18 protein-coding genes are annotated in these 22,274 nt (G+C 67.2%); 9 read left to right on the top strand and 9 right to left on the bottom strand.

Features of this window, described 5'->3' with window-relative positions:
- Positions 1–262 precede the first annotated feature (262 nt).
- Positions 263–1,513, top strand: a complete 1,251-nt coding sequence (locus ACM0PK_RS19250; protein WP_414607693.1) for an alkaline phosphatase family protein — start codon at positions 263–265, stop codon at positions 1,511–1,513.
- 132 nt (positions 1,514–1,645) lie between these two features.
- On the opposite strand, the gene ACM0PK_RS19255 is transcribed toward ACM0PK_RS19250, so the two are convergent.
- Both ACM0PK_RS19255 and ACM0PK_RS19260 read right to left on the bottom strand, forming a co-directional pair.
- Entirely contained in the window at positions 1,646–1,825 is a 180-nt protein-coding gene (locus tag ACM0PK_RS19255) for a 30S ribosomal protein THX (RefSeq protein ID WP_004150462.1), read from the bottom strand.
- A gap of 110 nt (positions 1,826–1,935) precedes the next feature.
- Complete coding sequence (locus tag ACM0PK_RS19260; RefSeq protein WP_414607694.1) at positions 1,936–2,349, bottom strand: MerC domain-containing protein; 414 nt, start codon at positions 2,347–2,349, stop codon at positions 1,936–1,938.
- Between the two features lie 135 nt (positions 2,350–2,484).
- Here ACM0PK_RS19260 and ACM0PK_RS19265 point away from each other — a divergent pair, with 135 nt between their 5' ends.
- The 4 genes from ACM0PK_RS19265 to ACM0PK_RS19280 all read left to right on the top strand — a co-directional run bounded on the left by ACM0PK_RS19265 (position 2,485) and on the right by ACM0PK_RS19280 (position 8,374).
- On the top strand, positions 2,485–4,692 hold the full coding sequence (locus ACM0PK_RS19265; protein ID WP_414607695.1) for a TonB-dependent receptor: 2,208 nt from the start codon (positions 2,485–2,487) through the stop codon (positions 4,690–4,692).
- A 277-nt stretch (positions 4,693–4,969) separates the two neighbouring features.
- The gene (locus tag ACM0PK_RS19270; RefSeq protein WP_005415802.1) at positions 4,970–5,536 is read left to right on the top strand and encodes a TetR/AcrR family transcriptional regulator; all 567 of its coding nucleotides are present in this window, start codon (positions 4,970–4,972) and stop codon (positions 5,534–5,536) included.
- Entirely contained in the window at positions 5,536–7,209 is a 1,674-nt protein-coding gene (locus tag ACM0PK_RS19275) for an MFS transporter (protein WP_065177464.1), read from the top strand. The genes ACM0PK_RS19270 and ACM0PK_RS19275 overlap by 1 nt, the downstream gene beginning before the upstream one ends.
- Positions 7,210–7,219: 10 nt before the next feature.
- A complete protein-coding gene (locus ACM0PK_RS19280) occupies positions 7,220–8,374 on the top strand; it encodes an HlyD family secretion protein (protein WP_065177465.1) in 1,155 nt (384 codons plus the stop codon).
- Between the two features lie 104 nt (positions 8,375–8,478).
- Here the strand turns inward: ACM0PK_RS19280 and ACM0PK_RS19285 are convergent, their stop codons facing one another.
- The 7 genes from ACM0PK_RS19285 to creB form a co-directional block, all read right to left on the bottom strand.
- Positions 8,479–8,970, bottom strand: coding sequence for a Fur family transcriptional regulator (locus tag ACM0PK_RS19285; protein WP_005415799.1), 492 nt, complete (start codon positions 8,968–8,970; stop codon positions 8,479–8,481).
- Between the two features lie 34 nt (positions 8,971–9,004).
- Complete coding sequence (gltX, locus tag ACM0PK_RS19290; RefSeq protein ID WP_005415798.1) at positions 9,005–10,408, bottom strand: glutamate--tRNA ligase; 1,404 nt, start codon at positions 10,406–10,408, stop codon at positions 9,005–9,007.
- A gap of 154 nt (positions 10,409–10,562) precedes the next feature.
- On the bottom strand, positions 10,563–12,155 hold the full coding sequence (locus ACM0PK_RS19295; protein WP_414607696.1) for a M20/M25/M40 family metallo-hydrolase: 1,593 nt from the start codon (positions 12,153–12,155) through the stop codon (positions 10,563–10,565).
- Between the two features lie 154 nt (positions 12,156–12,309).
- Entirely contained in the window at positions 12,310–12,720 is a 411-nt protein-coding gene (locus tag ACM0PK_RS19300) for a hypothetical protein (protein ID WP_414607697.1), read from the bottom strand.
- A gap of 10 nt (positions 12,721–12,730) precedes the next feature.
- On the bottom strand, positions 12,731–14,050 hold the full coding sequence (gene creD, locus ACM0PK_RS19305; RefSeq protein ID WP_414607698.1) for a cell envelope integrity protein CreD: 1,320 nt from the start codon (positions 14,048–14,050) through the stop codon (positions 12,731–12,733).
- An 81-nt stretch (positions 14,051–14,131) separates the two neighbouring features.
- On the bottom strand, positions 14,132–15,592 hold the full coding sequence (gene creC, locus ACM0PK_RS19310; protein WP_065177469.1) for a two-component system sensor histidine kinase CreC: 1,461 nt from the start codon (positions 15,590–15,592) through the stop codon (positions 14,132–14,134).
- A 3-nt stretch (positions 15,593–15,595) separates the two neighbouring features.
- Positions 15,596–16,321 carry a two-component system response regulator CreB gene (gene creB, locus ACM0PK_RS19315; protein ID WP_080375099.1) on the bottom strand — a complete coding sequence of 242 codons (726 nt, stop codon included), beginning with the start codon at positions 16,319–16,321 and terminating at the stop codon, positions 15,596–15,598.
- Between the two features lie 35 nt (positions 16,322–16,356).
- Here creB and ACM0PK_RS19320 point away from each other — a divergent pair, with 35 nt between their 5' ends.
- From ACM0PK_RS19320 to ACM0PK_RS19335, 4 genes are all read left to right on the top strand, one after another.
- Positions 16,357–17,214, top strand: a complete 858-nt coding sequence (locus tag ACM0PK_RS19320; protein ID WP_053499314.1) for a 23S rRNA (adenine(2030)-N(6))-methyltransferase RlmJ — start codon at positions 16,357–16,359, stop codon at positions 17,212–17,214.
- A 95-nt stretch (positions 17,215–17,309) separates the two neighbouring features.
- Positions 17,310–17,855, top strand: coding sequence for a GNAT family N-acetyltransferase (locus ACM0PK_RS19325; RefSeq protein WP_004150340.1), 546 nt, complete (start codon positions 17,310–17,312; stop codon positions 17,853–17,855).
- A gap of 149 nt (positions 17,856–18,004) precedes the next feature.
- Entirely contained in the window at positions 18,005–21,469 is a 3,465-nt protein-coding gene (mfd, locus tag ACM0PK_RS19330) for a transcription-repair coupling factor (protein ID WP_414607699.1), read from the top strand.
- A gap of 47 nt (positions 21,470–21,516) precedes the next feature.
- On the top strand, positions 21,517–22,134 hold the full coding sequence (locus tag ACM0PK_RS19335) for an HD-GYP domain-containing protein (RefSeq protein ID WP_005415790.1): 618 nt from the start codon (positions 21,517–21,519) through the stop codon (positions 22,132–22,134).
- Positions 22,135–22,274: the final 140 nt, after the last annotated feature.

Here is a 22,274-nt window from a genome sequence, read left to right on the forward strand (position 1 = left end):
CGATGGCGCCATCCATGGCGCCAACGGTCCTGCCCACCCACACCGCCCCACCTTCGACAGATTCCCGCGGCGGCTGGCAGGTGTCGACCTTGGTCGACACGATAGATCCACGCCATGCGTGGATGGAGGTATCTGGAATCTGTCTGGAGAAAAGCCCCCTTCTTGTTGAAGGGCGCGCGCCGACAGGCGCGGGGATAAGGAAAAATGCGCGGACACCGCGCCGTGTCTTGGGCGCGTCATTGCGCCGGCTTATCATGCGCGGATGACTTCCGTACGCCTGACCTGTGCGCTGGCGCTGCTGCTGCCCCTGGCTGCCTGCACCACCGCGCCCCCCCCCTCCGCCTCCGTTCCCACTTCCATCGCTGCGGCGGCACCGCCGAAGCTGCTGCTGATCTCCATCGACGGCCTGCGCGCCGATGCGCTGGACCGCAGCCTGACCCCGAACCTGCAACGCCTGATCGATGGCGGCGTGCGCGCACGCTGGATGACCCCGTCCTATCCGTCGCTGACCTTCCCGAATCACTACACCCTCGTTACCGGCCTGCGCCCGGACCACCACGGCATCGTCAACAACAGCATGGACGATGAAGCACTGGGCCGGTTCGAGCTGAGCAATCGCGAAGCGGTTACCACCAGTGGCTGGTGGGGCGGCGAACCGATCTGGGTCGGCGCCGAGAATGCTGGCGTGCGTTCGGCCACCACGTCATGGCCGGGCAGTGAATCGGAGATCCGTGGCGTACGCCCCAGCCAGTGGCGCATCTACGACGGCAAGGAGCCGCTGGAACAGCGCGCCGGCATCGTGCTCGATTGGCTGTCACAGACCGACGCCGATGCCCCCCGCCTGACCACGCTGTACATGGAACACGTGGACAAGGCCGGTCACAACTACGGCCCCGAGTCGAAGCAGTACGCCGACGCCATCGTGCGCGCCGACCAGATCGTCGGCCAGGTGCTCGATGGGCTGCAGCAGCGCGGCCTGGCCTCGACCACCAACGTGATCGTGGTCTCTGACCATGGCATGGCCAGTGTCCCCGCTGGCCAGGTGATCGCCACCGAATCGATGGTCGACCCGGCGATTGCGCGCAATGTCAGCCAGGGCCAGTCGGTCGGCTTCGCACCGGTGGTCGGCCATGAAGCCGCCGCCGAACGCGCTCTGCTCGGCCGCCACGCGCACTACGAATGCTGGAAGAAAGAAAAACTGCCGGCGCGCCTGCACTACGGCACCCATCCGCGCATTCCCGCCATTGTCTGCATGATGGATGAAGGCTGGGATGCCCTGCATCAGGAAAAGATCGCCAGGCGCGAACAGCAGGACCGCGGCTCGCACGGCTACGACAACGCGCTGCCGTCCATGCGCGCGGTGTTCGTGGCCAGTGGCCCGTCGTTCCGCCAGGGCCTGGTGATCGATGGCTTCGACAATGTCGATGTCTATCCACTGCTGGCACACCTTCTGCAGGTACCAGCCGCGCCGAACGACGGCAACCCGGAAACGCTGAAGAAGACCCTGCGCTGATCCGGTTGTAGAGCCGAGCCCACGCTCGGCTGCATTGCGCCAGCCGGGCATGGGCTCGGCTCTGCAAAATCATGCATAAAAAAACGCGGCGCCAGGCGCCGCGTTCTTCCTTGGACAAGTCGCGCGGCCGGATCAGGCCTTGGCGACGGCCTTCTTCGCCACGGCCTTCTTCGCCGGAGCCTTGGCCACGGTCTTCTTGGCAACCGGGGCGGCGGCGCCTACGGCGACCTTGCTCGCGGTATGCGAACGGGCGTTGCCGTAGCTGGCGTTGTAGCGCTTGCCCTTGGCGGTCTTGCGGTCACCCTTACCCATGTCTTCAACTCCTCAAGTGTGAAATCTGGTTACCCCGTACTGACACGGGTTCGGCGGGGCCGCCTTGCTGGGCGCCCCCGCGCACGATCGAAAATCCTATCATGGAGCGCCTAGTGCGCGCAGCTGGCGTCGTGTACGTGGCCGTGGTTCAGGCGCAGGTTGACCAGATGGGCAACGCCCACCAGCAGGCCACCGATGGTCATCACCACCGCATGCGGCACGGCGTTGTGATGCAGCGGCTCGTACAGCACGCCAGCCCACAGCGCGATCAGGCCGGGGATCAGGAAGCCCAGCGCACGCAGCGCGCCATGGCGGCGGTAACCCCAGACCAGGCTGAACAGCCCAAGCAGGGTCACGAACAGCACCAGCGCCTGTTCAACGCCGTCGCTCAGCCAGAACGACAGGCCCAGCGAGGGCGCTGCCGCCAGCAGCACCGGGATGACTGCGCAATGCACCGCGCAAAGCATCGAACCGGTGGCACCGAAACGGTCGAGCAGGTGGCGCAGGCGTGAGGACAAGGACATGACTTCCAGCAGGGTCGGCGAATCGTTATGGAATAATATAACATCCCTTCCCGACCCGCACGCTTTCCCTCCCCCTGTCCCATCGACGGGATTCGTGCGCCCCGCGATTGATACAGTGTAACAAAGGACCCATCCATGCCCGCCCACACCGCACGGCTCAAGCCGCATTCCCTGGCCCTGGCCCTCGCCGCCCTGCTGCCGTCCGTCGCCTTCGCAGCCGGTCAGGACACCGCCCATCGTGACCGCCACCTGACCGAGCTGTCCTCGGTGCAGGTCACCGCGTCGCCGCTGCAGGGCGATGCCGAATCCCTTGCGCGCCCGGTGGAGGTGCTGGCCGGTGAGCGCCTGGACGAACAGAAGGCCGGCACCCTCGGCGATACCGTGGCCAAGCTGCCCGGCGTGCAGAGCACCTTCTTCGGCCCCGGCGTCGGCCGCCCGATCATCCGTGGCCAGGAAGGCCCGCGCGTGGCCGTGCTGTCCAACGGCATGGGCAACATGGATGCATCCACCGTCAGTGCGGACCATGCCACCAGCATCGAACCGTTCCTGGCCGACCAGATCGAAGTGCTGAAGGGCCCGGCCACGCTGCTGTTCGGCAGCGGTGCCATCGGTGGCGCGGTCAACGTGGTCGATGGCCGCATCGCGCGCGAGCTGCCCGAGCGCCCGCTCAGCGGCCGCGCCGAGCTGCGTGGCAATTCGGTGAACAACGAGCGCAGCGGCATGTTCCGCCTCGATGGCGTCAGCGGCAATGTCGTGCTTCATGTGGACGGCCTGGTGCGCAATGGCGACGACTACCGCATTCCCGGCTATGCGGTGATCGACAGCCTGGAAGACCACCACGACGACCACGACCACGATCACGCGGGCGAGGAAGGCGAAGAGCCGCGTCGCGGCCGCCTCGACAACAGCTCCATCCGCACCCGCGCCGGCGGCGTCGGCGCCACCTGGCTGGGCGAAGGCGGCTACTTCGGCGTGTCGGCCAGCACCTACCGCACCAACTACGGCATTCCCAACGGCGCACACGTGCACGCCGACGGCGACGATCACGGCCATGACCACGGCCACGACCACGGCGATGAAGAGGAAGGCGGCGACGAGCATGACGTGCGCATCGACATGGTGCAGAACCGCTTCGAGACCAAGGCCGGCATCTACAACCCGGTCTCGTTCCTGAAGAACATCAACGCACGCGTGGCCTACACCGACTACGAGCACGTGGAGCTGGAGGCCGGCACGCCCTCCACCCGCTTCACCAACCGTGGCATCGAGGCGCGCCTGGAAGCGGTGCAGCAGCAGATCGGTGGGTGGGACGGCGCCTTCGGCCTGCAGTTCGGCAACAGTGATTTCGGCGCCAAGGGTGAAGAAGCGTTCGTACCGGATACCGGTACGAAGAACATCGGCCTGTTTGTACTGCAGGAAAAGCAGTTCGGCCCGTTCAAGCTGGAACTGGGCGGCCGCCACGACCAGGTCAAGCTGGACCCGACCGGTGACTATCGCCGCCGTACGTTCGGTGCCACCAACCTGTCTGCCGCCGGTATCTGGAAGCTCAACGACGCCGTCGACCTGCGCATCGGCGTGGACAGCTCCGAGCGTGCACCGACCAACGAAGAGCTGTATGCCGCCGGCGCACACATCGCCACCCGCTCGCTGGAAATCGGCGACGCCAACCTGAAGACCGAGCGCGGCCAGCGCGTGGAGCTGGGCATCCACACCCACAGCGAGCGCCTGGACTTCTCCGCCTCGGTCTACCAGACCAAGTTCAAGGACTTCATCTACCTGGCCGACACCGGCGTTACCGAGGGCCTGCCAGTTCGTGCGTGGACCCAGCAGGACGCGGTATTCCGCGGTGCCGAGGCCGAAGCCCTGGTGCACCTGTTCGAGGGCGGCGCCGGTGACTGGGACCTGCGCCTGTTCGGTGACTACGTGAAAGCCAAGCTGGATGGCAGCGGCAGCCGCAACCTCGACATTGCCGTTCCGCATGGCGACCACAACCATAACTACAGCGTGGAACTTGCCAACACCGGCTACCTGCCGCGCATCGCCCCGGCCCGCGTCGGTGCCGACCTGCGCTGGTCGAAGGACGGCTGGCGCGCCTCGGTCGGTGCGGTGCGTTACAGCCGCCAGAAGGACGTGGCGCAGAACGAGGAGCCGAGCGATGGCTACACCCTGGTCGATGCGCACCTGGCCTATCGTTGGGACCGCAACGCCAGCAACAGCTACGAGGTGTTCCTGGATGGCAGCAACCTGACCAACCGCGAAGTGCGTCCGCATACCTCTCTGCTGCGCGACTACTCGCCGCTGCCGGGCCGTGGCGTCGCATTCGGTATCCGCGCGTTCTTCTGACTCTCCTCCATCCACGCATGGCGTGGATCTACTGCACCACGCCGGGGGTCGGATCCCATTCCGCAGGAATGGGCTCTGACCCCGGCCTGAGACCACGCATGGCGTGGATCTCCTTGCCACTCCTTCCACGCGTACGCAGCGGGGGCCTTCGGGCCCCCGTTTTCATTTCGACCCACGCGCTCACACACCCGTCACAAAGATGTGCGTACGACAACAAGCGGACAATCCCGCCACTCAATGCCTCGCCAAACGGACACTTTTGTCCGAAAATAACTCCATGACCGCCCAACGTGCCGATGCTGCTGCCCGCCGTGCCCTCATCCTCGACGCCGCCGATCATGTCTTCGGCCAACATGGCGTCACCGCCCCGCTGGATCTGGTGGTCGAACGCGCCCAGGTGGGCCGCGCCACCCTGTACCGCAACTTCCCCGACCGCACCGCGCTGATCCAGGCGCTGCTGCAGCGTACGGTCGACCGCATCCGGCGCCAGGTCGAACAGCTCGGCGACCGCGACGACGCACTGTTCGAGGTGTTCGAGGGCATGGCCCAGCGCATCATCGATTCGCCGGCGCTGGCCGATTACTGGCGTGCGGTCGATTCGGACGTGCCGGCCATGCGCGCGGCGCGCGAGACCGTGCGCGACCTGCTGGAGGAGCCGATCGCCCGCGCCAAGGCCGCCGGGCTGTGCCGTGCCGATCTGGAGAAGACGGATATTTCACTGATCTCGGGCATGCTGGGCGCAGCCCTGCGCGGCAAGACCCGCGACGAGCGCGCCCACCTCGCCGGGCGCGCCCTGCAGCTGCTGCGCGGGGGTCTCCAGGGAGCAACCAGCGAGGCCCGCTGATGGTCCAGCCGTATCTGAAGCCGGTTCCGGATTGGGAGGAGCACGAGAAGCCGACCATGCCCGGCTCGGCGTCGATGCCCTGGCACCCACCGTACCGGCGTGTGGCTTATGCGCTGGTATCGCTGCTGGTGGCGATCACCGGCGGGCTGGGCAATGCGCTGGTCACTGCCAACCTGCCGTTCCTGCAGGGCCAGCTGGCGCTGACCCCGACCCAGGGCAGCTGGCTGGTGGCGGCCTATGCAATGGTCAATGTCACCGCCAACCTGCTGGCCTTCAAATTCCGCCAGCAGTACGGCATCCGCCTGTTCGCCGAAATCGGGCTGGGCCTGTACGCGGCGCTGGCGGTGCTGCACCTGTTCGTCGGCAGCTTCGAGACCACGATGCTGACCCGTGCCGCCAGCGGCTTCGCCGGCGCGGCCTGTTCGACCTTGGGCACGCTGTACATGCTGCAGGCCCTGCCCCGCCGCTTTACCGGCAACCTGCTGGTGGTCGGCGTCGGCCTTTCGCAGCTGGCGGTGCCGATCGCCTGGATCGTTTCACCAGGCTTGGTGGATACCGGCCAGTGGCACCAGCTGTATTCGTTCGAGGCCGGCCTTGCGTTGTGCGCATTCGCCGCCGTAGTGGTGTTGAAGCTGCCGCCCGGCATCCAGGTGAAGGCCTTCGAGCCGCTGGATTTCCTTACCTTCGCGTTGCTGGCGCCGGCGGTTGCGCTGCTGGTGATCGTACTGGCGCAGGGCTACACCCGTTGGTGGCTCAACACGCCGTGGCTGGGCTGGGCGCTGATCGCCTCGATCGTGCTGTCCACCACCGCCTTCATCATCGAACACTACCGGCGCAATCCGCTGCTGCAGACACGCTGGCTGGCCAGCCTGCCCGTACTGCATTTCATCGTCGGCGCGTTCCTGATCCGCTTCCTGACCACCGAGCAGTCCTACGGCGTGGTCAACCTGATGCGCACGCTCGGCATGGGCCCTGATCAGTTGCGGCCGCTGTTCGTGGTGATTCTTGCCGGCGTGATCACCGGTATCGCCGGCACTGCACTGACTTTCGGGCCCAAACGGCTGATCCCGCAGCTGCTGATGGCGATCCTGCTGCTGGGCGCTGCCGCCTTCTTCGACCAGCACCGCACCAGCCTGGATCGGCCGCACGACTTCTACGCCAGCCAGTTCCTGGCCTCGGTCGGTGCCGGCATGTTCATGGGCCCGCTGATCATGCTCGGCATTTCCGCTGCGTTGAAACAGGGTGTGGACCACATGATCACCTTCCTGGTGACGCTGTCGATCACGCAGACGCTGGGCGGCCTGGCAGGTTCGGCGGTGCTGGGGACCTTCCAGCTGCATCGCGAGCAGTTGTACTCCAGCGCGTTGACCAGCCAGCTCGATCCCGCCGATCCGGTGGTGGCGCAGCGCCTGCGCATCCAACAGCAGCTGTATGCCGCCCAGATCACCGACCCGGTGCTGCGCAGCGCGCAGGGCAGCGCGCAGCTGGCGCAGACCACTCGCCGCGAAGCCAACGTGCGCGGCTTCAATGATGTGTTCACGCTGAGCGGCTGGCTGGCGATCGGCTTCCTGTGCTGGTTGCTGCTGCTGTCGCTGCGCACCGCCGTGCTCAAGCAATGGCGCAAGCGCCACCCCGCCCTTTCCACTGCGGCCACGCCAGCCGCGCCCCGCTGAGTTCTCGACCATGCCCCCCGTCCCGCCCCGATCCGACGACGCCGACAACGTGACCCCACCGCCGCCGACCGACGCGGCGCCTGCGCCCACACCCGTTGAACCGGCGGTCGCGCCGAAGTACCTCAAGCCCAGCGCGCGCAGCGTGGTAGTGATGGTGGTGGTCGCCCTGCTGGGCATCGCGCTGATCCTGCGCGCCTGGCACCTGTGGCCGTTCACCAGCAGCGTGATGGTGACCGACAACGCCTATGTGCGCGGACAGATCACGGTGATGGCGCCGCAGGTGAATGGCTATGTGACTGAAGTGCTGGTGAAGGATTTCCAGCACGTAAGGCAGGGCGAGCCGCTGCTGCGCATCGATGACCGCATCTATGCCCAACGCGTCGCCCAGGCGCAAGCGACGCTGGACAGTGCGCGCGCGGCGCTGGCCAACTCCGACCAGTCGCAGGCGCAGAACCGTGCGCAGATCGCCTCGGCGCGCGCCACGCTCTCGGCTGGCCAGGCCGAACTGCAGCGCGCGCGCAACGAGCTGAAGCGCTACGAGGAACTGGCCGCGCAGCAGTTGGTGTCGATCAATGACCGCGACAAGTTCCGCACCAGCCAAGCCTCGGCGCAGGCCAGCGTGCAGCAGTCGCAGGCGCAGATCCGAATCGCCGAGGAAACACTGGTGTCGACCCAGGTCGCGCGCAAGAGCCTGGAGGCCCAGGTGGAAAGCGCACAGGCGCAGCTGGAACTGGCCCGCATCGACCTGGCCAATACGGTGATCCACGCACCGCGCGACGGCCAGATCAGTGAAGCCAGCGTGCGCGTGGGCCAGTATGTCGCCGCCGGTTCGCAGCTGCTGTTCCTGGTACCTGACACACTGTGGGTGGTGGCCAACTACAAGGAAGGCCAGACCTGGGGAATGGCGATCGGCCAGCCGGCCACGTTCTCGGTGGACGCGTTCCAGGGCCAGGTGCTGCGCGGCCGCGTGCAGGAGATCGCGCCCGCCACCGGATCGGAGTTCAGCGTGTTGCGCCCGGACAATGCCAGCGGCAACTTCACCAAGGTGGTGCAGCGGCTGCCGGTGCGGATATCGATCGATGAAGGCCAGAAGCTGGCCGCGCAGCTGCGGCCCGGCATGTCGGTGATCGTGCGGGTGGATACCGCAGGCAAACCGAAGGACTAGCCCTTGTCATGAAACGGGGTCAGGTCCCTTTTGCCAATGGCAAAGGGATCTGACCCCAATCTCAAATCTCAGCATGCCGGCCAGCGGCCGGCACTACCATTGCGTTACCCCGCGCAGCGCGCGCAGAGACCGTGCACTTCCAGCGTCTGTGCCTGCGGCTGGAAGCCCAGTTCCTTGGCCCGCTTCTCCAGCTGGCTGACGATCTCGCGGTCTTCCAGCTCCACTGCGCTGTGGCAGCTGTTGCAGATCAGGAATGGCACCGAATGCGCAGCGCTGCTGGGATGATGGCAGGCCACGAAGGCATTCACCGACTCCAGCTTGTGCACAAAGCCATTGGCCATCAGGAAGTCCAGCGCGCGGTACACGGTGGGCGGGGCATCAGCGCCCACGCCCTTGCCGTTGCGTACCCATTCCAGCAGCTCGTAGGCCTTGACCGGCTTGCCGGCCTCGGCGATCAGCTTCAGCACATTGGCGCGGATCGGGGTCAGGCGCAGCCCGCGTTCGCGCGAGACACGCTCGACCACCGCCACGAAATCCGATGCGTCGTGGACGTGGTGGTGCGGGGCGGTACAGGCAGTGGCGGTCTTGGCGGGCATGCGTGTTCTCCGGTTCGGGCCTGGCAAGGATGCCTCAGGCCGTTGCTACCTTGGTGATGGCCACATCAATGCGTTTCAAGGCCTGCTCGCGCCCGGCCAAGTACACGGTATGGGAAATGTCAGGGCTGACCTGGGTGCCGGTGATGGCCACGCGCAGTGGCTGGGCGACCTTGCCCATGCCTATTTCCAGCGCTGCGGCCGCGTCATGCAGGGCCACCCCCACCGACTCGGCGGTCCATTCCGGCAGCGCGGCCAGCAGCTCGCGGGCCTTGCCCAGCGCCACCTCGGCACCGGCCTTGAAGTGCTTGGCCACCGCCGCTTCATCGTATTCGGTCAGCGGCTGGTACCAGACCACGGCCTTCTCGGCCATTTCCTTCAGGGTCTGCACGCGTTCACGCAGGGCGATCACCACATCCTCCGGAGCCGGGCCGGCGGCCACGTCCAGCCCCAGCTTCTGCAGCTGGTAGACCAGGTGCGGCACGATCGCGGCCACGTCCTCGGTCTTCAGGAAGTGCTGGTTGACCCAGCCCAGCTTGGCCATGTCCAGGCGCGAGGCCTTGGAATTGCAATCCTTCACGTCGAACAGGTCGATCAGTTCCTGGCGGCTGAACAGCTCCTGGTCACCATGCGACCAGCCCAGGCGGGCCAGGTAGCTCAGCAGCGCATCGGGCAGGTAGCCGGCGTCCTTGTACTGCATCACGTCAGCCGCACCGGTGCGCTTGGACAGCTTGGCGCCCTGCTCGTCCAGGATCATCGGCATGTGGCCGAACCTGGGCACCGGCGCGCCGATGCCTTCATACAGGTTGATCTGGCGCGGGGTGTTGTTGATGTGGTCGTCGCCGCGGATGACCTCGGTGATGCCCATGTCCCAGTCGTCCACCACCACCGCGAAGTTGTAGGTGGGGTAGCCGTCCGGGCGGAAGATGACCATGTCATCCAGCTCGCTGTTGGCGATCTCGATGCGGCCCTTGATCAGGTCATCGAACACCACCGTGCCTTCCAGCGGGTTCTTGAAGCGGATGACGCGGTTCGGGTCGTCCCGGTAGGGCAGGCCCAGATCGCGCGCAGCGCCGTTGTAGCGCGGCTTTTCCTGCCTGGCCATGGCGGCCTCGCGCATGGCATCCAGCTCCTCGCGGGTCTCGTAGGCGTAGTACGCCTTGCCCTCGGCGATCAGCTGCTCGGCCACTTCCTGGTAACGGGCGACGCGGTCGGTCTGGTAGATCGGGCCTTCGTCGTAGTCCAGGCCCAGCCACTCCATCGCCTCCAGGATGGCGTCGATTGCGCCCTGGGTGCTGCGTTCGCGGTCGGTGTCCTCGATGCGCAGCACGAACTCACCGCCGCGGTGACGGGCCTCCAGCCAGCAGTACAGCGCGGTGCGGGCACCACCGATGTGCAGGTAGCCAGTGGGACTGGGGGCGAAGCGGGTGCGGCAGGTCATGGACGGCTCGAGGAACGGGAATCCCCCGATTTTACCAGCCCACCGCCCCCGACGGAAAAAGGGGACGGAGGGGATTAAGTCGCGATTGCCCAGCCCTGGGGTGCTGCAACCGGGAAGCGGAGGGGAGATACGACTTAATCCCCTCCGTCCCCTTTTACGGTTCTGCCTTTCGCGGGAAGGACGGCTCGCGCATTGCGGCGTTGTAGGCGAACGAAGCGACGATGGCCGCGGCCTGCTTCAGGTCTTCCGGTTCGGCGTGGTCCCAGGTGTCCAGGTGGCTGTGGTGGACGTTGGTGAAGTAGTCCAGCCGGTCCTGGATGAACTGGAAGCCCGGCAGGCCGATGCGATCGAAGCTGATGTGGTCGGTACTGCCGGTGTTGCGGGTGGCCACGGTGGTGGCGCCCACGTCATGGAACGGCGCCAGCCAGGCTTCGAAGATCGGCATCGCCGCCAGGTTTTCCTGCGCGTAGATGCCACGGAAGCGGCCCGAGCCGTTGTCCATGTTGAAGTAAACCTGGAACTTGCTGTAATCGCGGGTCTTCTGCAGTGCACCGGTCGGCTCGCGCAGCGACGCCGGCAGCGCCTTCTGCGCCGCGTCAGTGGGCTCGGGGAAGCGACCGAAATGCTTGGCGACGTAGGCCTGCGAGCCGATCAGGCCCTGCTCCTCGCCGCTCCACAGCGCCACGCGGATGGTGCGCCTGGGCTTGGCGCCGGTGGCCTTGAGGATGCGCATCGCCTCCATCATCACCGCCACGCCCGCCGCGTTGTCGGCCGCACCGGTGCCGCTGTGCCACGAATCCAGGTGCGCACCGATCATCACCACTTCATCGGGCTTGCTGCTGCCGCGGATCTCGGCCAGCGTGTTGTAGCCGGGCTGGTCGGCCTCGTCGGTGAAGCGCGCCGCTACATCCACGCGCAGGCGCACCGTCTGCTTGGCCTGAAGCGCGCGCACCAGCGGATTGAAGTGTTCGCTGATCATCGCCAGTTCCGGGATTCCCACCGGCTCACCGGCCTTGCGCGAACCGCCGCCGGCAACGCGGATGATGCCGTTGTCCCAGCTGCTGATGCTGATCGAGGCCAGCGCGCCCTCTTCGACGAAAAACGCATTGACCTTGGCCGCCAGCTGCTGGCGTTCCTGGTACTCCTTGACCCGCTTGGCGCGCTCGGCGGTAGCGTCCTTGTCCTTGGGCAGGGTGAACTCCTGCAGGCCCTCGAGCGAGGTTGCGTCGTGGCGGTGCGAATCGGGCTCGGTGCCCCGCTTGTATTCGCGTGCCTCGCCCAGCAGGAGGATCTTGCCGCGCAGCTTGCCGCGGTACTTCTCGATGTCTTCGGGCTTCTTGATGTCGACCTGCACCAGCTCGCCTTCGACCGGGCCCTTCGTACCGGGGGTCCAGGCTTTGGGCAGCGCATGCAGCGGCTGCACGCGGTCACCCAGCATTTCCACGCTCGCCGAGGTGAATTCCCAGCCACGGCCGAAATCATCGAAGGCTTCGTCGTGGACGTTGTCCAGCTTCCATTCGTTGAACTTGCCGCGGGTCCACGCATTGGCGCGGCCCATCGCCGGCGAATTGCTCAGGCGCGGGCCGATGCGCTCGGTGAGATAGCTGAAGGTGTCCATCACCTGCGAACGGTGGAACGCCTCCTGGCGGATGCGGCTGACCATGTCCAGGTCCACCGTCTCGCGCTGCTGCGCCCCTGCATTGCCACCCATCACCAGCGCTGCGGCCAGCACGCCCCACTTCAACACATCGCACTCCTGCCCTTCGGCTCGATCATCAACCCATCGAGTCTAGCCAGCCGGGGCGCGGCGATACCGTCCCATCGGTCATGGACGGCGCGGAAGCATGCGAACCAAGGTTCGCACCCACAGGAGAGTCTTGGTTCGTACCCGCAAAGCCGAATCACCCGCTCCATCCCAGCCACAACTGCGCCCGCTCCGGCAGCAACAGCAACCAGTGCCGCCGGTCGATGCTGCTGCAGCCGTACACCGCCGCGTGTGCCGGCCAGTCATCCGGAAGGCCGCCGATGCCGATCTCGGCCAATGCCTCCGCGCCGGCCTTCCATGGCCGATAGCGCGGCACCCGCCCGGCCACCGCGCCGCGTCCCTGCCGCGCACCCTGCAGCCAACGCAATCCCTGCCCCTGCAATCCTTCGCAGGTCACCGCCGCCAGCTGGAAGCGGACCAGACCGGGGGCGATCCGCGCCCCCGGCTGGGCCGCCAGCACGCCATGTGCCTGCAGCAGCGCATCCACTTCCAGCAGGGCCGGAATGCCCTGCCGTGCCCGTTGCCGCAATCCCTGGCGCCAGCCCATGGCGTGCTCCTTACTTCAGGTCCGCGCCGAGCGCGTACCAGTCGACCCGGCGGGTCACCCACATCGCCAGCGCCAGGATCACGAACAGCAGCAGCGACCCCATCAGCAGTGCGTTGTTCTCCGACACCAGCAGGCCATACAGCGCGCCGTACAGCACGGTCAGCAGGGCCGCGAAGCCGAGGCCGCGCCTCCAATGGCCCAGCACGTTGGCCAGATACACCGCCTGCAGGCCGATACAGGCCACCGCCGAAACCAGGTAGGCCTTCCAGAACGCGATGTGCTCGGACAGGCTGATCAGCAGCAGGAAGAAGATCGCCAGCGCCAGGCCGACCATGAGGTACTGCAGCGGGTGGATGCGCAGCGACTTGATCAGCTCGAACAGGATGAAGCCGACGAAGGTCAGCAGCACGAACAGCACCCCGTACTTGGACGCACGGTCGGCCTGGGTGTAGGTATCGACCGGATCGACCAGCGACACCGTCACCGCCTGCGAGTCGACCGAACCTTCATTGCGCAGCTGCCGCTGTGCGTCGGAGGCCAGCGATGACACCGCCCAGCGCGCGTCGAATCCCTGTGCATCAACGCGCCGCTCGTTGGGCAGGAACGCACCGCTGAACGACGGATGCGGCCAGCTCGAACGCAGCGCGATGTGGGTGTCATCGCCCACCGGCACCACCGACAGCATGCGGCTGCCATCCAGGCGCAGCTCCAGTTCAACGGTGCTGGCCGCCAGCGTGCCGCCCTGATCCGCAGCGAAACCGGCCACCGGCGCATGCAGGCCACGACCAACTTCGCTGGCCACGCCGACGCCCGGCAGCAGGCGCAGCTGCTTGCCATCCACGCGCAGGTTCGGTGTACCGACCAGGCCGCGCACATCGGAAATTCCCACCGCCACATACGGCTGGCCATAGGTGCGCCCTGCCTTCACCGGATAGTCGTCAGCGGCGAAGCTCGCCTTCATCTGGCCGTTCCAGCTGTACACCGGCACCTTGAACAGGCCGACTTCGCGCTGGCTCGGCAGCATCTCACCGCCCACCTCCAGCGACGCCGGCATCTGCAGCCAGTGCCCCTCGGTGACCTGCACCTCGGTCTTCTTGACGCCCAGCGGGTCAACCAGTTCAACCTGCTTGCGTTCCACCCACGGCACCACCCGCACCGGGCCCACCAGCTGCTGCGTGCCGGCACGGCTGTCGGCCACCCGCGCAAAGGCCTCGTCGCGGTACTGGCTGCGCTCGGTGATCACCCCGCGGATCATCATCAGCGGCACCAGCAACAACAGGATCAGCCCGCCGACAATGGCGAACCGCAGCAGCATCTTCAGGGATTTCATGGTCCATCCTCGTTGGAGAGGGCTGCAGGATGGACCGCTGCGGTGAGCAGGGTTTGTGGCGAATTTGAAGCGAGTGTGAAGTCAGCGGCGCGGGCGCTGGCCCGCTGCACCCAACGGCAGCCACAGGCTGGCCACCGTGCCACCGCCATCGCGGGCGTCGAGGCTGGCGCGTCCGTCATGCAGGCGAGCCACTTCCTGCACGAACGGCAGGCCCAGGCCGGAACTGCGCCGGCCGCTGCCGGGGCGGGCCAGCGAATAGAAGCGTTCGAACACCCGTTCGCGCGCGTAGTCGGGAATGCCGGCGCCGCGATCCGCTACCTGCAGGCGCACGCCCTGCCCGTCCACCTCGGCCTGCAGCGCGATGTCCGCGCCGGGCGGTGAGAAGGCAATGGCGTTGTCGATCAGGTTGTGCAACGCCTGCCGCAGCAGATAGGCATCACCCTGCACGCGCATGTCGGGCACGCTGCCGATGCGAACCTGCACGCCGGCCGCCTGCGCACGCACCTGCGCCGCCGCCGCCGCATCGGCCAGCAAGGTTGGCAGCGCGATCGGATCGCGGGTCTGCAGCCAGCCGTGCTGTTCCACTTCGGCCAGCGCCAGCAGCTTGTCGATCGTCTCGGTCAGCCGCTCCTGCTGATCGACGATGCTGCGTGCGAAATGCACGCGGTCGGCCTCCGGCAGCGGCTCCTGCAGCAGCTCGGCGGCACCGCGGATCGCCGCCAACGGGCTTTTCATTTCATGCGTCAGCGACTGCACGTACTGCTCGACGTAGGCCTTGCCCTCCAGCTTGCGGCGCATTGTTTCCAGTGCCTGGCCCAGATCGCCGATCTCGTCGCGGCGCCGCCGCGGCGGTGGCACCGGTTCGCCGGCGCTGACCGCCCGTGCATAGCGGCTGAGCTGGCCAAGGCCCGTCGTGAGCCACATCGTCACCAGCACGCCGACCAGCGCCGACAATCCGATCAGCCAGGCGCCGCGCTCGATGATGGCGCGCTGGCTGGCCGCAATGAACGGATCGATGCTGCGATTGGGCTGGGCCAGGCTGAGCACGCCGATCAGGGTGCGGCCATCGGCCGGGTCGTATACCGGCGCCGCCACATGCATCACCGTATCGCCTTCTTCGCCTGGCACTTCCGGGCTGGAGCGGGCGCCGTACTCGCCACGCAGGGTGCGGTAGACATCGTTCCAGCGCGAATTGTCACGCCCCAGGTCGCGGCCCAGCGAGTCGTAGATGACGATGCCCTTGGCATCGGTGATGGTCACCCGGTAGTCCAGTGAGCGCTTGGGAAAGCGCCAGACCATCGCTTTCAGGTCACGCTGCCGCGCCTTGGCGAGGTTGCGGGTGAAGCTGCCGCTGCGGATGGTGCCGTCCTTGACATCGGCCGCCGCCATCTCGGCCAGCACGTTGGCGGCATCGACCAGGGTCGATTCCATCGCCTGGCGCACACCCGGCTTCACTTCGTTGACGAACACGCGCATCACGAAGAACGCGGCGATGCCGGTGATCAGGAAGAAGCCGAGGAACAGCTTCAGGACCAGGCGCATCGGCTAGACCTCCAGCGCGTAGCCGAGGCCACGGTGGGTGCGGATCGGGTCGTCGCTGGCACCGGCTGCGCGCAGCTTGGCGCGCAACGTCTTTACATGGGTGTCGACGGTACGGTCGGCACTATCGGCGCTGCTGTCCCAGCCGCGATCCATCAACTGGGCACGACTGAGGATGGCACCCGGCCGCTGCAGCAACGCTTCCAGCAACGCGTACTCGTAGCGGGTCAGGTCCAGCGCGTGGCCGCGGAAGCGGATGCGCCGGCCTTCACGGTCGATGGCGAAGGCACCATGTTCCTGCCAGCCCGTATCGGCGCCGGGGGCCGCCGCGACCGGTGCGGCGCGACGCAGGCGCGCACGCACCCGCGCCACCAGCTCACGCGGCGAGAACGGCTTGGTCATGTAATCGTCGGCGCCCAGTTCCAGGCCCAGCACGCGGTCCACTTCATCGTTGCGGGCGGTCAGGAAGATCACCGGCAGCTGCGCCGCCGGCCCGGGCTGCGCGCGCAGCCGGCGGCACACCTCGAAGCCGCCCAGGTCGGGCAGGCCCACGTCCAGCACCACCACGTCGATATCCCCGGCCTGCAGCCGTTGCAGCGCCTCGCCACCGAGCAGGCAGTGGCTGGCGGCATAGCCCTCGCTGCGCAGCGCATAGAGCACGGTTTCGGCGATGGCGGCTTCGTCCTCGACCACCAGGACATGGGCAACAGGAGCTGTCATGGCGCGCAGCATAGCCGCTGCGGCCGCCGCCCCGTACACTGCGGCCCATGAACTATCGCCACGCCTTCCATGCCGGTAACCACGCCGACGTGCTCAAACACATCGTGCAGCTGGCCCTGATCGACAGCTTCAAGCGCAAGGACAGCCCGTTCTTCGTGCTCGACACCCACGGCGGTGCTGGCCGCTACCTGCTGGCCAGCGAAGAGAGCCGCAAGACCCTGGAGGCCGAATCCGGGATCATGCGGCTGATGGCCCAGCCCAGGCTGCCGGAAGTAGTCGAGCGCTACCTGAAGGCGGTGCAGGCCGACAATCCGGTGGGCGCACTGACCAATTATCCGGGCTCGCCGCTGCTGAGCGCGCAGGCCATGCGCCCCCAGGACCGCATGGCGGTCTGTGAGCTGCAGGAAGCCGAAACGGCCACGCTGAAGGCCCTGTTCGCCCATGACAGCCGCGTCGACGTTCGGGCGGGCGATGGCTATGCCCTGCTGCGTTCGCTGCTGCCGCCGAAGTTCAACGGCAGCAAGATCGGCCGCGGCCTGGTGCTGATCGACCCGCCCTACGAAGCCCAGGATGCCGAGTACCAGGCGGTGCTGGCCGCCCTGGCCGAAACCCTGGCACGCTGGCCGCAGGCCACCTGTGCGGTCTGGTTCCCGATCAAGCAGCGCCGCACCATCCTGCACTTCCTGCGCAAGGCCACCGCCCTGCCGGTGAAATCGGCGATGACGATCGAGTTCCTGGTGCGCCCGGACGACTCGCCGCTGCGCCTCAACGGCAGCGGCATGCTGCTGCTCAACCCGCCGTGGCAGTTCGACCGCGTGGTCGGTCCGGCCCTGCCGGCGCTGCGCCAGCACCTGGGCGAACCCGGGGCCAGCACCCGCCTGGACTGGCTCAAAGCCCCCGAATAACGGCCTTCACGAGGCTGTACCGCCGTGAGCCTTTCGTTCACGGAACGCAGCCCCGGTGATGCCACAATCGATGGACCACCAAGGAATCACCCGGTATGGCCACTCGCAACCGCATGCCGCCCTGGCATGAGATCTTCAAGGCTCCCAGCGGCCACGAGCTGCTGATCCGCCCCATCCGCCCGGAAGATGGCGCACCGCTTCAAGCGGCATTCAGCCTTTTCGGGCCGGAAGAAATCCGTGATCGTTTCCTGCAGGCGGTGACCGAGCTGTCGCCGGAAACCACCCAGCGTCTGACCCACCCCAACCCCAAGACCGAGATCACCCTGGTCGCAGCCGAGTCCCTGCCCGCGGGCGAAGCGGTGGTCGGCGCGGTCGCCCGGGCCTCGATCATCCCCGGCACCCGTGAAGCCGAGTACGCGATCCTGATTAGCCGCTTCCTGATCGGCCAAGGCCTGGGACGGCAGCTGATGCGCAAGCTGGTGAAGTGGGGCCGTGGCAAGTACCTGGACCGCCTGTACGGCGACGTTGCCGCCGAGAACGAACCGATGAAGCAGCTGGCTGCGTCGCTGGGCTTCAAGCCGGTGCCGCACCCGACCGGAGCCGAAGGCCTGGTCCGGATGGTGCTGGAGCTGGACAACTGACGGATGCGCCGGGCCCTGCCCGGCCACGTCTCCCGGTAGTGCCGGCCGCTGGCCGGCATTCCGCTGCCCCAACAGCAGATGAGGCTGCCGGCAACGGGCCGGCACGATGCACCTGGACCGGATCGGGCTTCTGCTAAAATCCGGAGTCCATGTCGCGTACCTCATACCCCGCCCCGCCGCTGCCGCGCGCCGGCCAGCTCCGCGCCTGGTGGCGCGCCCCGGCCTCGCCCACCGCACTGGCCTGGTACCTGGCCCAGGCATCGCGCGTGCACGACGCTCCGCTGCTGGTGATCGCCCGTGACAACCACGGCGCAAACCAGCTTGAAGCCGATCTGCAGACCCTGCTCGGCGGTGACCCGGCCCTGCCGGTGGTCGCCTTCCCGGACTGGGAAACCCTGCCCTACGACCGCTTCAGCCCGCATCCGGACATCATCTCGCAGCGCCTGGCTGCCCTGCACCGCCTGCCCACGCTGAAGCGTGGCCTGGTGATCGTGCCGGTGCAGACCCTGCTGCAGCAGCTGGCCCCGCGCAGCTACGTCATTGGTGGCAGCTTCGACCTGAAGGTCGGCCAGCGCCTGGATCTGGAAGCCGAGAAGCGCCGCCTGGAAAGCGCCGGCTACCGCAACGTGCCGCAGGTGATGGACCCGGGTGACTTCGCCGTGCGCGGCGGCCTGCTCGACGTGTTCCCGATGGGCGCCGACGAGCCGCTGCGGGTGGAACTGCTGGACGAGGACATCGATTCGATCCGTGCCTTCGATCCGGAGAGCCAGCGTTCGCTGGACAAGGTCGAGGCCGTGCACATGCTGCCGGGCCGCGAAGTGCCCATGGACGAGGCCAGCATCGCCCGCGTGCTGTCCACGCTGCGCGAGCGCTTCGATGTCGATACCCGGCGCAGCGCGCTGTACCAGGACCTGAAATCCGGGCTGGCCCCGGCGGGCGTCGAGTACTACCTGCCGCTGTTCTTCGAGCGCACCGCAACCCTGTTCGACTACCTGCCCAGCGGCAGCCTGCCGGTGGTCTGTGCCGGTGCCGGCGAAGCCGCCGAGGCGTTCTGGGCGCAGACCGGCGAGCGTTATGAGCAGCGCCGCCACGATGTGGAACGGCCGCTGCTGCCGCCGTCGGCGCTGTACCTGTCGCCGGAGCTGCTGCGCGAGCGCCTGAACGATGCCCCGCGCATCGAGGTATGGGCCGCCGACCACGCACGCATCGCCGACGCGCACGCGCTGGGCGACCAGCCGCTTCCCCCGCTGCCGGTGGCCGCACGCGAAGCCCCCGCCGGCGATGCGCTGAAATCCTTCCTCGGCCATTATCCGGGCCGGGTACTGATCGCCGCCGATTCGCCCGGCCGCCGCGAGGCACTGCTGGAAGTGCTGCAGGCCGCCGAGCTGAAGCCGCCGGTGGTGGCCGACCTGCCCAGCTTCCTCGCTAGCGATGCGCGCTTCGCGATCGCGGTGGCGCCGCTGGAAGATGGCTTCGCGCTGGAAGACCCGCGCATCGCGGTGCTGACCGAGCGCCAGCTGTTCCCCGAGCGCGCCCGCAGCACCCGCCGCACGCGCCGTGCCGGCCGCGAGCCGGAGGCGATCATCCGCGACCTCGGCGAGCTGACCGAGGGTGCGCCGATCGTGCACGAGGACCATGGCGTCGGCCGCTACCGTGGCCTGATCGCGATGGACGTCGGCGGCATGCCCGGCGAGTTCCTCGACATCGAATATGCCAAGGGCGACCGCCTGTATGTACCGGTCGCCCAGCTGCACCTGATCAGCCGCTACTCCGGTGCTTCGGCGGAAACCGCACCGCTGCATTCGCTCGGTGGCGAGCAGTGGAGCAAGGCCAAGCGCAAGGCCGCCGAGAAGGTGCGCGATGTCGCCGCCGAACTGCTGGAAATCCAGGCCCGCCGCCAGGCGCGTGCCGGCCTGGCACTGCAGGTCGACCGCGCGATGTACGAGCCGTTCGCCGCCGGTTTCCCGTTCGAGGAAACCCCCGACCAGCTGGCTGCGATCGATGCCACCCTGCGCGACCTGGCCAGCAGCCAGCCGATGGACCGCGTGGTCTGCGGCGACGTCGGCTTCGGCAAGACCGAGGTGGCGGTGCGCGCTGCATTTGCTGCGGCCAGTGCCGGCAAGCAGGTGGCGGTGCTGGTGCCGACCACGCTGCTGGCCGAGCAGCATTATCGCAACTTCCGCGACCGTTTCGCCGATTACCCGCTGAAGGTCGAAGTGCTGTCGCGCTTCAAGACCAGCAAGGAAATCAAGGCCGAACTGGAGAAGGTGGCCGCTGGCACCATCGACGTCATCGTCGGCACCCATCGCCTGCTGCAGCCTGACGTGAAGTTCAAGGACCTGGGCATGGTCATCGTCGACGAGGAGCAGCGATTCGGCGTGCGCCAGAAGGAGGCGCTGAAGGCGCTGCGCGCCAACGTACACCTGCTGACGCTGACCGCCACGCCGATCCCGCGCACGCTCAACATGGCCATGGCCGGCCTGCGCGACCTGTCGATCATCGCCACGCCGCCGCCGAACCGGCTGGCGGTGCAGACCTTCATCACCCAGTGGGACAACGCGCTGCTGCGCGAAGCCTTCCAGCGCGAGCTCGCGCGCGGTGGCCAGCTGTACTTCCTGCACAACGATGTGGAGAGCATCGGCCGCATGCAGCGCGAGCTGTCCGAGCTGGTGCCGGAGGCACGCATCGGCATCGCCCACGGGCAGATGCCCGAGCGCGAACTGGAAAAGGTGATGCTGGATTTCCAGAAGCAGCGTTTCAACGTGCTGCTGTCGACCACGATCATCGAATCGGGCATCGACATCCCCAACGCCAACACCATCATCATCAACCGTGCCGACCGTTTCGGCCTGGCCCAGCTGCACCAGCTGCGTGGCCGCGTCGGCCGTTCGCACCACCGTGCCTACGCCTACCTGATCACCCCCGACCGTCGCGCGATCACCCCCGACGCCGAGAAGCGCCTGGAAGCGATCGCCTCGATGGACGAGCTGGGCGCCGGCTTCACCCTGGCCACCCACGATCTGGAAATCCGCGGCGCCGGTGAACTGCTTGGCGAGGACCAGAGCGGGCAGATGGCCGAGGTCGGCTTCAGCCTGTATACCGAGCTGCTGGAACGCGCGGTACGCAGCATCAAGCAGGGCAAGCTGCCCGACCTGGATGCCGGTGAGGAAGTGCGCGGCGCCGAGGTCGAGCTGCATGTGCCGGCACTGATCCCGGAAGACTACCTGCCGGACGTGCACACCCGCCTGACCCTGTACAAGCGCATTTCAAGCGCGCGCGACAGCGATGCACTGCGCGAACTGCAGGTGGAGATGATCGACCGCTTCGGCCTGCTGCCGGATGCAGCCAAGCACCTGTTCGCCATCGCCGAGCTGAAGCTGAAAGCCAATACGCTGGGCATCCGCAAGCTCGACCTGGGCGAGAACGGCAGCCGCATCGTGTTCGATTCCAAGCCGAACATCGATCCGATGGCGGTGATCCAGCTGATCCAGAAACAACCGAACCTCTATGCCATGGAAGGGCCCGACAAGCTGCGCATCAAGCACCCGCTGCCGTTGCCGGAAGACCGCTTCAACGCGGCCCGCGCCCTTCTGACCACCCTCGCCCCGGGTTGATCCCCCCCCCCGAACACCCCGCACCGGCCCCCACCCGGTGCGGGCGGATGACCATGTTCCCTGACGCCGTACCCGCCCCCGACCTGCTGCACGCGCAGGCCTGCCTGATCGATGCCCTCGCGATGTCGCTGCAGATGCGCGACGCCTATACCCGCCACCACTGCGACCGCGTTGGCCTGCTCGCGCAGTGTCTGGCCACGCACTGCGATCTTGATGACGAGGCCCGTGCGCAGATCGGCCTGGCCGCGCGCTTCCATGACATCGGCAAGATCGGCATACCCGATGATGTGCTGCTGGCACCCCGCCGGCATACCGATGAGGAGCGCGCGATCATGCGCGAGCATCCGGTACGCGGCGAACACATCTTCCTGGCCACCGGCCGCAGCGACGCCTTGCCGGTGGCGCGGCTGATCCGCGCCCATCACGAGGCCTTCGATGGCAGCGGCTACCCCGATGGGCTGCGCGGCGAATCCATCCCGCTGGGTGCGCGCATCGTCACCATCGCCGATGCCTACGATGCGATGACCAGCGTGCGCCCGTATCGCAATGCGATGGAGCATGAGGCCGCATTGCGGATCATCGACGAGCAGGCCGGCGGGCTGGTGGATCCGTACGTGCTGCAACGCTTCCATCGCATGCTGGAGCGGGAACCGGCGCTGGCCTGAGATCTTCCCGACGGTGAAACGACCCGCCGGTAGAGTCGACTGTTAGTCGACTGCTCTTCGTCCAGATCGCGAAAATCCCGCGCTGCGCGCGATAGTCGACTAACAGTCGACTCTACCAGCCGGCGCTGCGCTGCCGGCCT

The sequence above is a fragment of the Stenotrophomonas sp. FR010 genome (assembly GCF_047520755.2).
Classification (GTDB): domain Bacteria; phylum Pseudomonadota; class Gammaproteobacteria; order Xanthomonadales; family Xanthomonadaceae; genus Stenotrophomonas; species Stenotrophomonas sepilia.

Coding starts and splice junctions, on each gene's coding strand:
- ACM0PK_RS19280 (WP_065177465.1), top strand. CDS start 7,220: ATGCCCCCCGTCCCGCCCCGATCCGACGACGCCGACAACGTGACCCCA.
- ACM0PK_RS19285 (WP_005415799.1), bottom strand. CDS start 8,970: ATGCCCGCCAAGACCGCCACTGCCTGTACCGCCCCGCACCACCACGTC.
- ACM0PK_RS19300 (WP_414607697.1), bottom strand. CDS start 12,720: ATGGGCTGGCGCCAGGGATTGCGGCAACGGGCACGGCAGGGCATTCCG.
- mfd (WP_414607699.1), top strand. CDS start 18,005: ATGTCGCGTACCTCATACCCCGCCCCGCCGCTGCCGCGCGCCGGCCAG.
- creB (WP_080375099.1), bottom strand. CDS start 16,321: ATGCTGCGCGCCATGACAGCTCCTGTTGCCCATGTCCTGGTGGTCGAG.
- creC (WP_065177469.1), bottom strand. CDS start 15,592: ATGCGCCTGGTCCTGAAGCTGTTCCTCGGCTTCTTCCTGATCACCGGC.
- ACM0PK_RS19325 (WP_004150340.1), top strand. CDS start 17,310: ATGGCCACTCGCAACCGCATGCCGCCCTGGCATGAGATCTTCAAGGCT.
- ACM0PK_RS19250 (WP_414607693.1), top strand. CDS start 263: ATGACTTCCGTACGCCTGACCTGTGCGCTGGCGCTGCTGCTGCCCCTG.
- ACM0PK_RS19335 (WP_005415790.1), top strand. CDS start 21,517: ATGACCATGTTCCCTGACGCCGTACCCGCCCCCGACCTGCTGCACGCG.
- ACM0PK_RS19275 (WP_065177464.1), top strand. CDS start 5,536: ATGGTCCAGCCGTATCTGAAGCCGGTTCCGGATTGGGAGGAGCACGAG.
- ACM0PK_RS19320 (WP_053499314.1), top strand. CDS start 16,357: ATGAACTATCGCCACGCCTTCCATGCCGGTAACCACGCCGACGTGCTC.
- ACM0PK_RS19255 (WP_004150462.1), bottom strand. CDS start 1,825: ATGGGTAAGGGTGACCGCAAGACCGCCAAGGGCAAGCGCTACAACGCC.
- creD (WP_414607698.1), bottom strand. CDS start 14,050: ATGAAATCCCTGAAGATGCTGCTGCGGTTCGCCATTGTCGGCGGGCTG.
- ACM0PK_RS19265 (WP_414607695.1), top strand. CDS start 2,485: ATGCCCGCCCACACCGCACGGCTCAAGCCGCATTCCCTGGCCCTGGCC.
- ACM0PK_RS19270 (WP_005415802.1), top strand. CDS start 4,970: ATGACCGCCCAACGTGCCGATGCTGCTGCCCGCCGTGCCCTCATCCTC.
- ACM0PK_RS19260 (WP_414607694.1), bottom strand. CDS start 2,349: ATGTCCTTGTCCTCACGCCTGCGCCACCTGCTCGACCGTTTCGGTGCC.
- gltX (WP_005415798.1), bottom strand. CDS start 10,408: ATGACCTGCCGCACCCGCTTCGCCCCCAGTCCCACTGGCTACCTGCAC.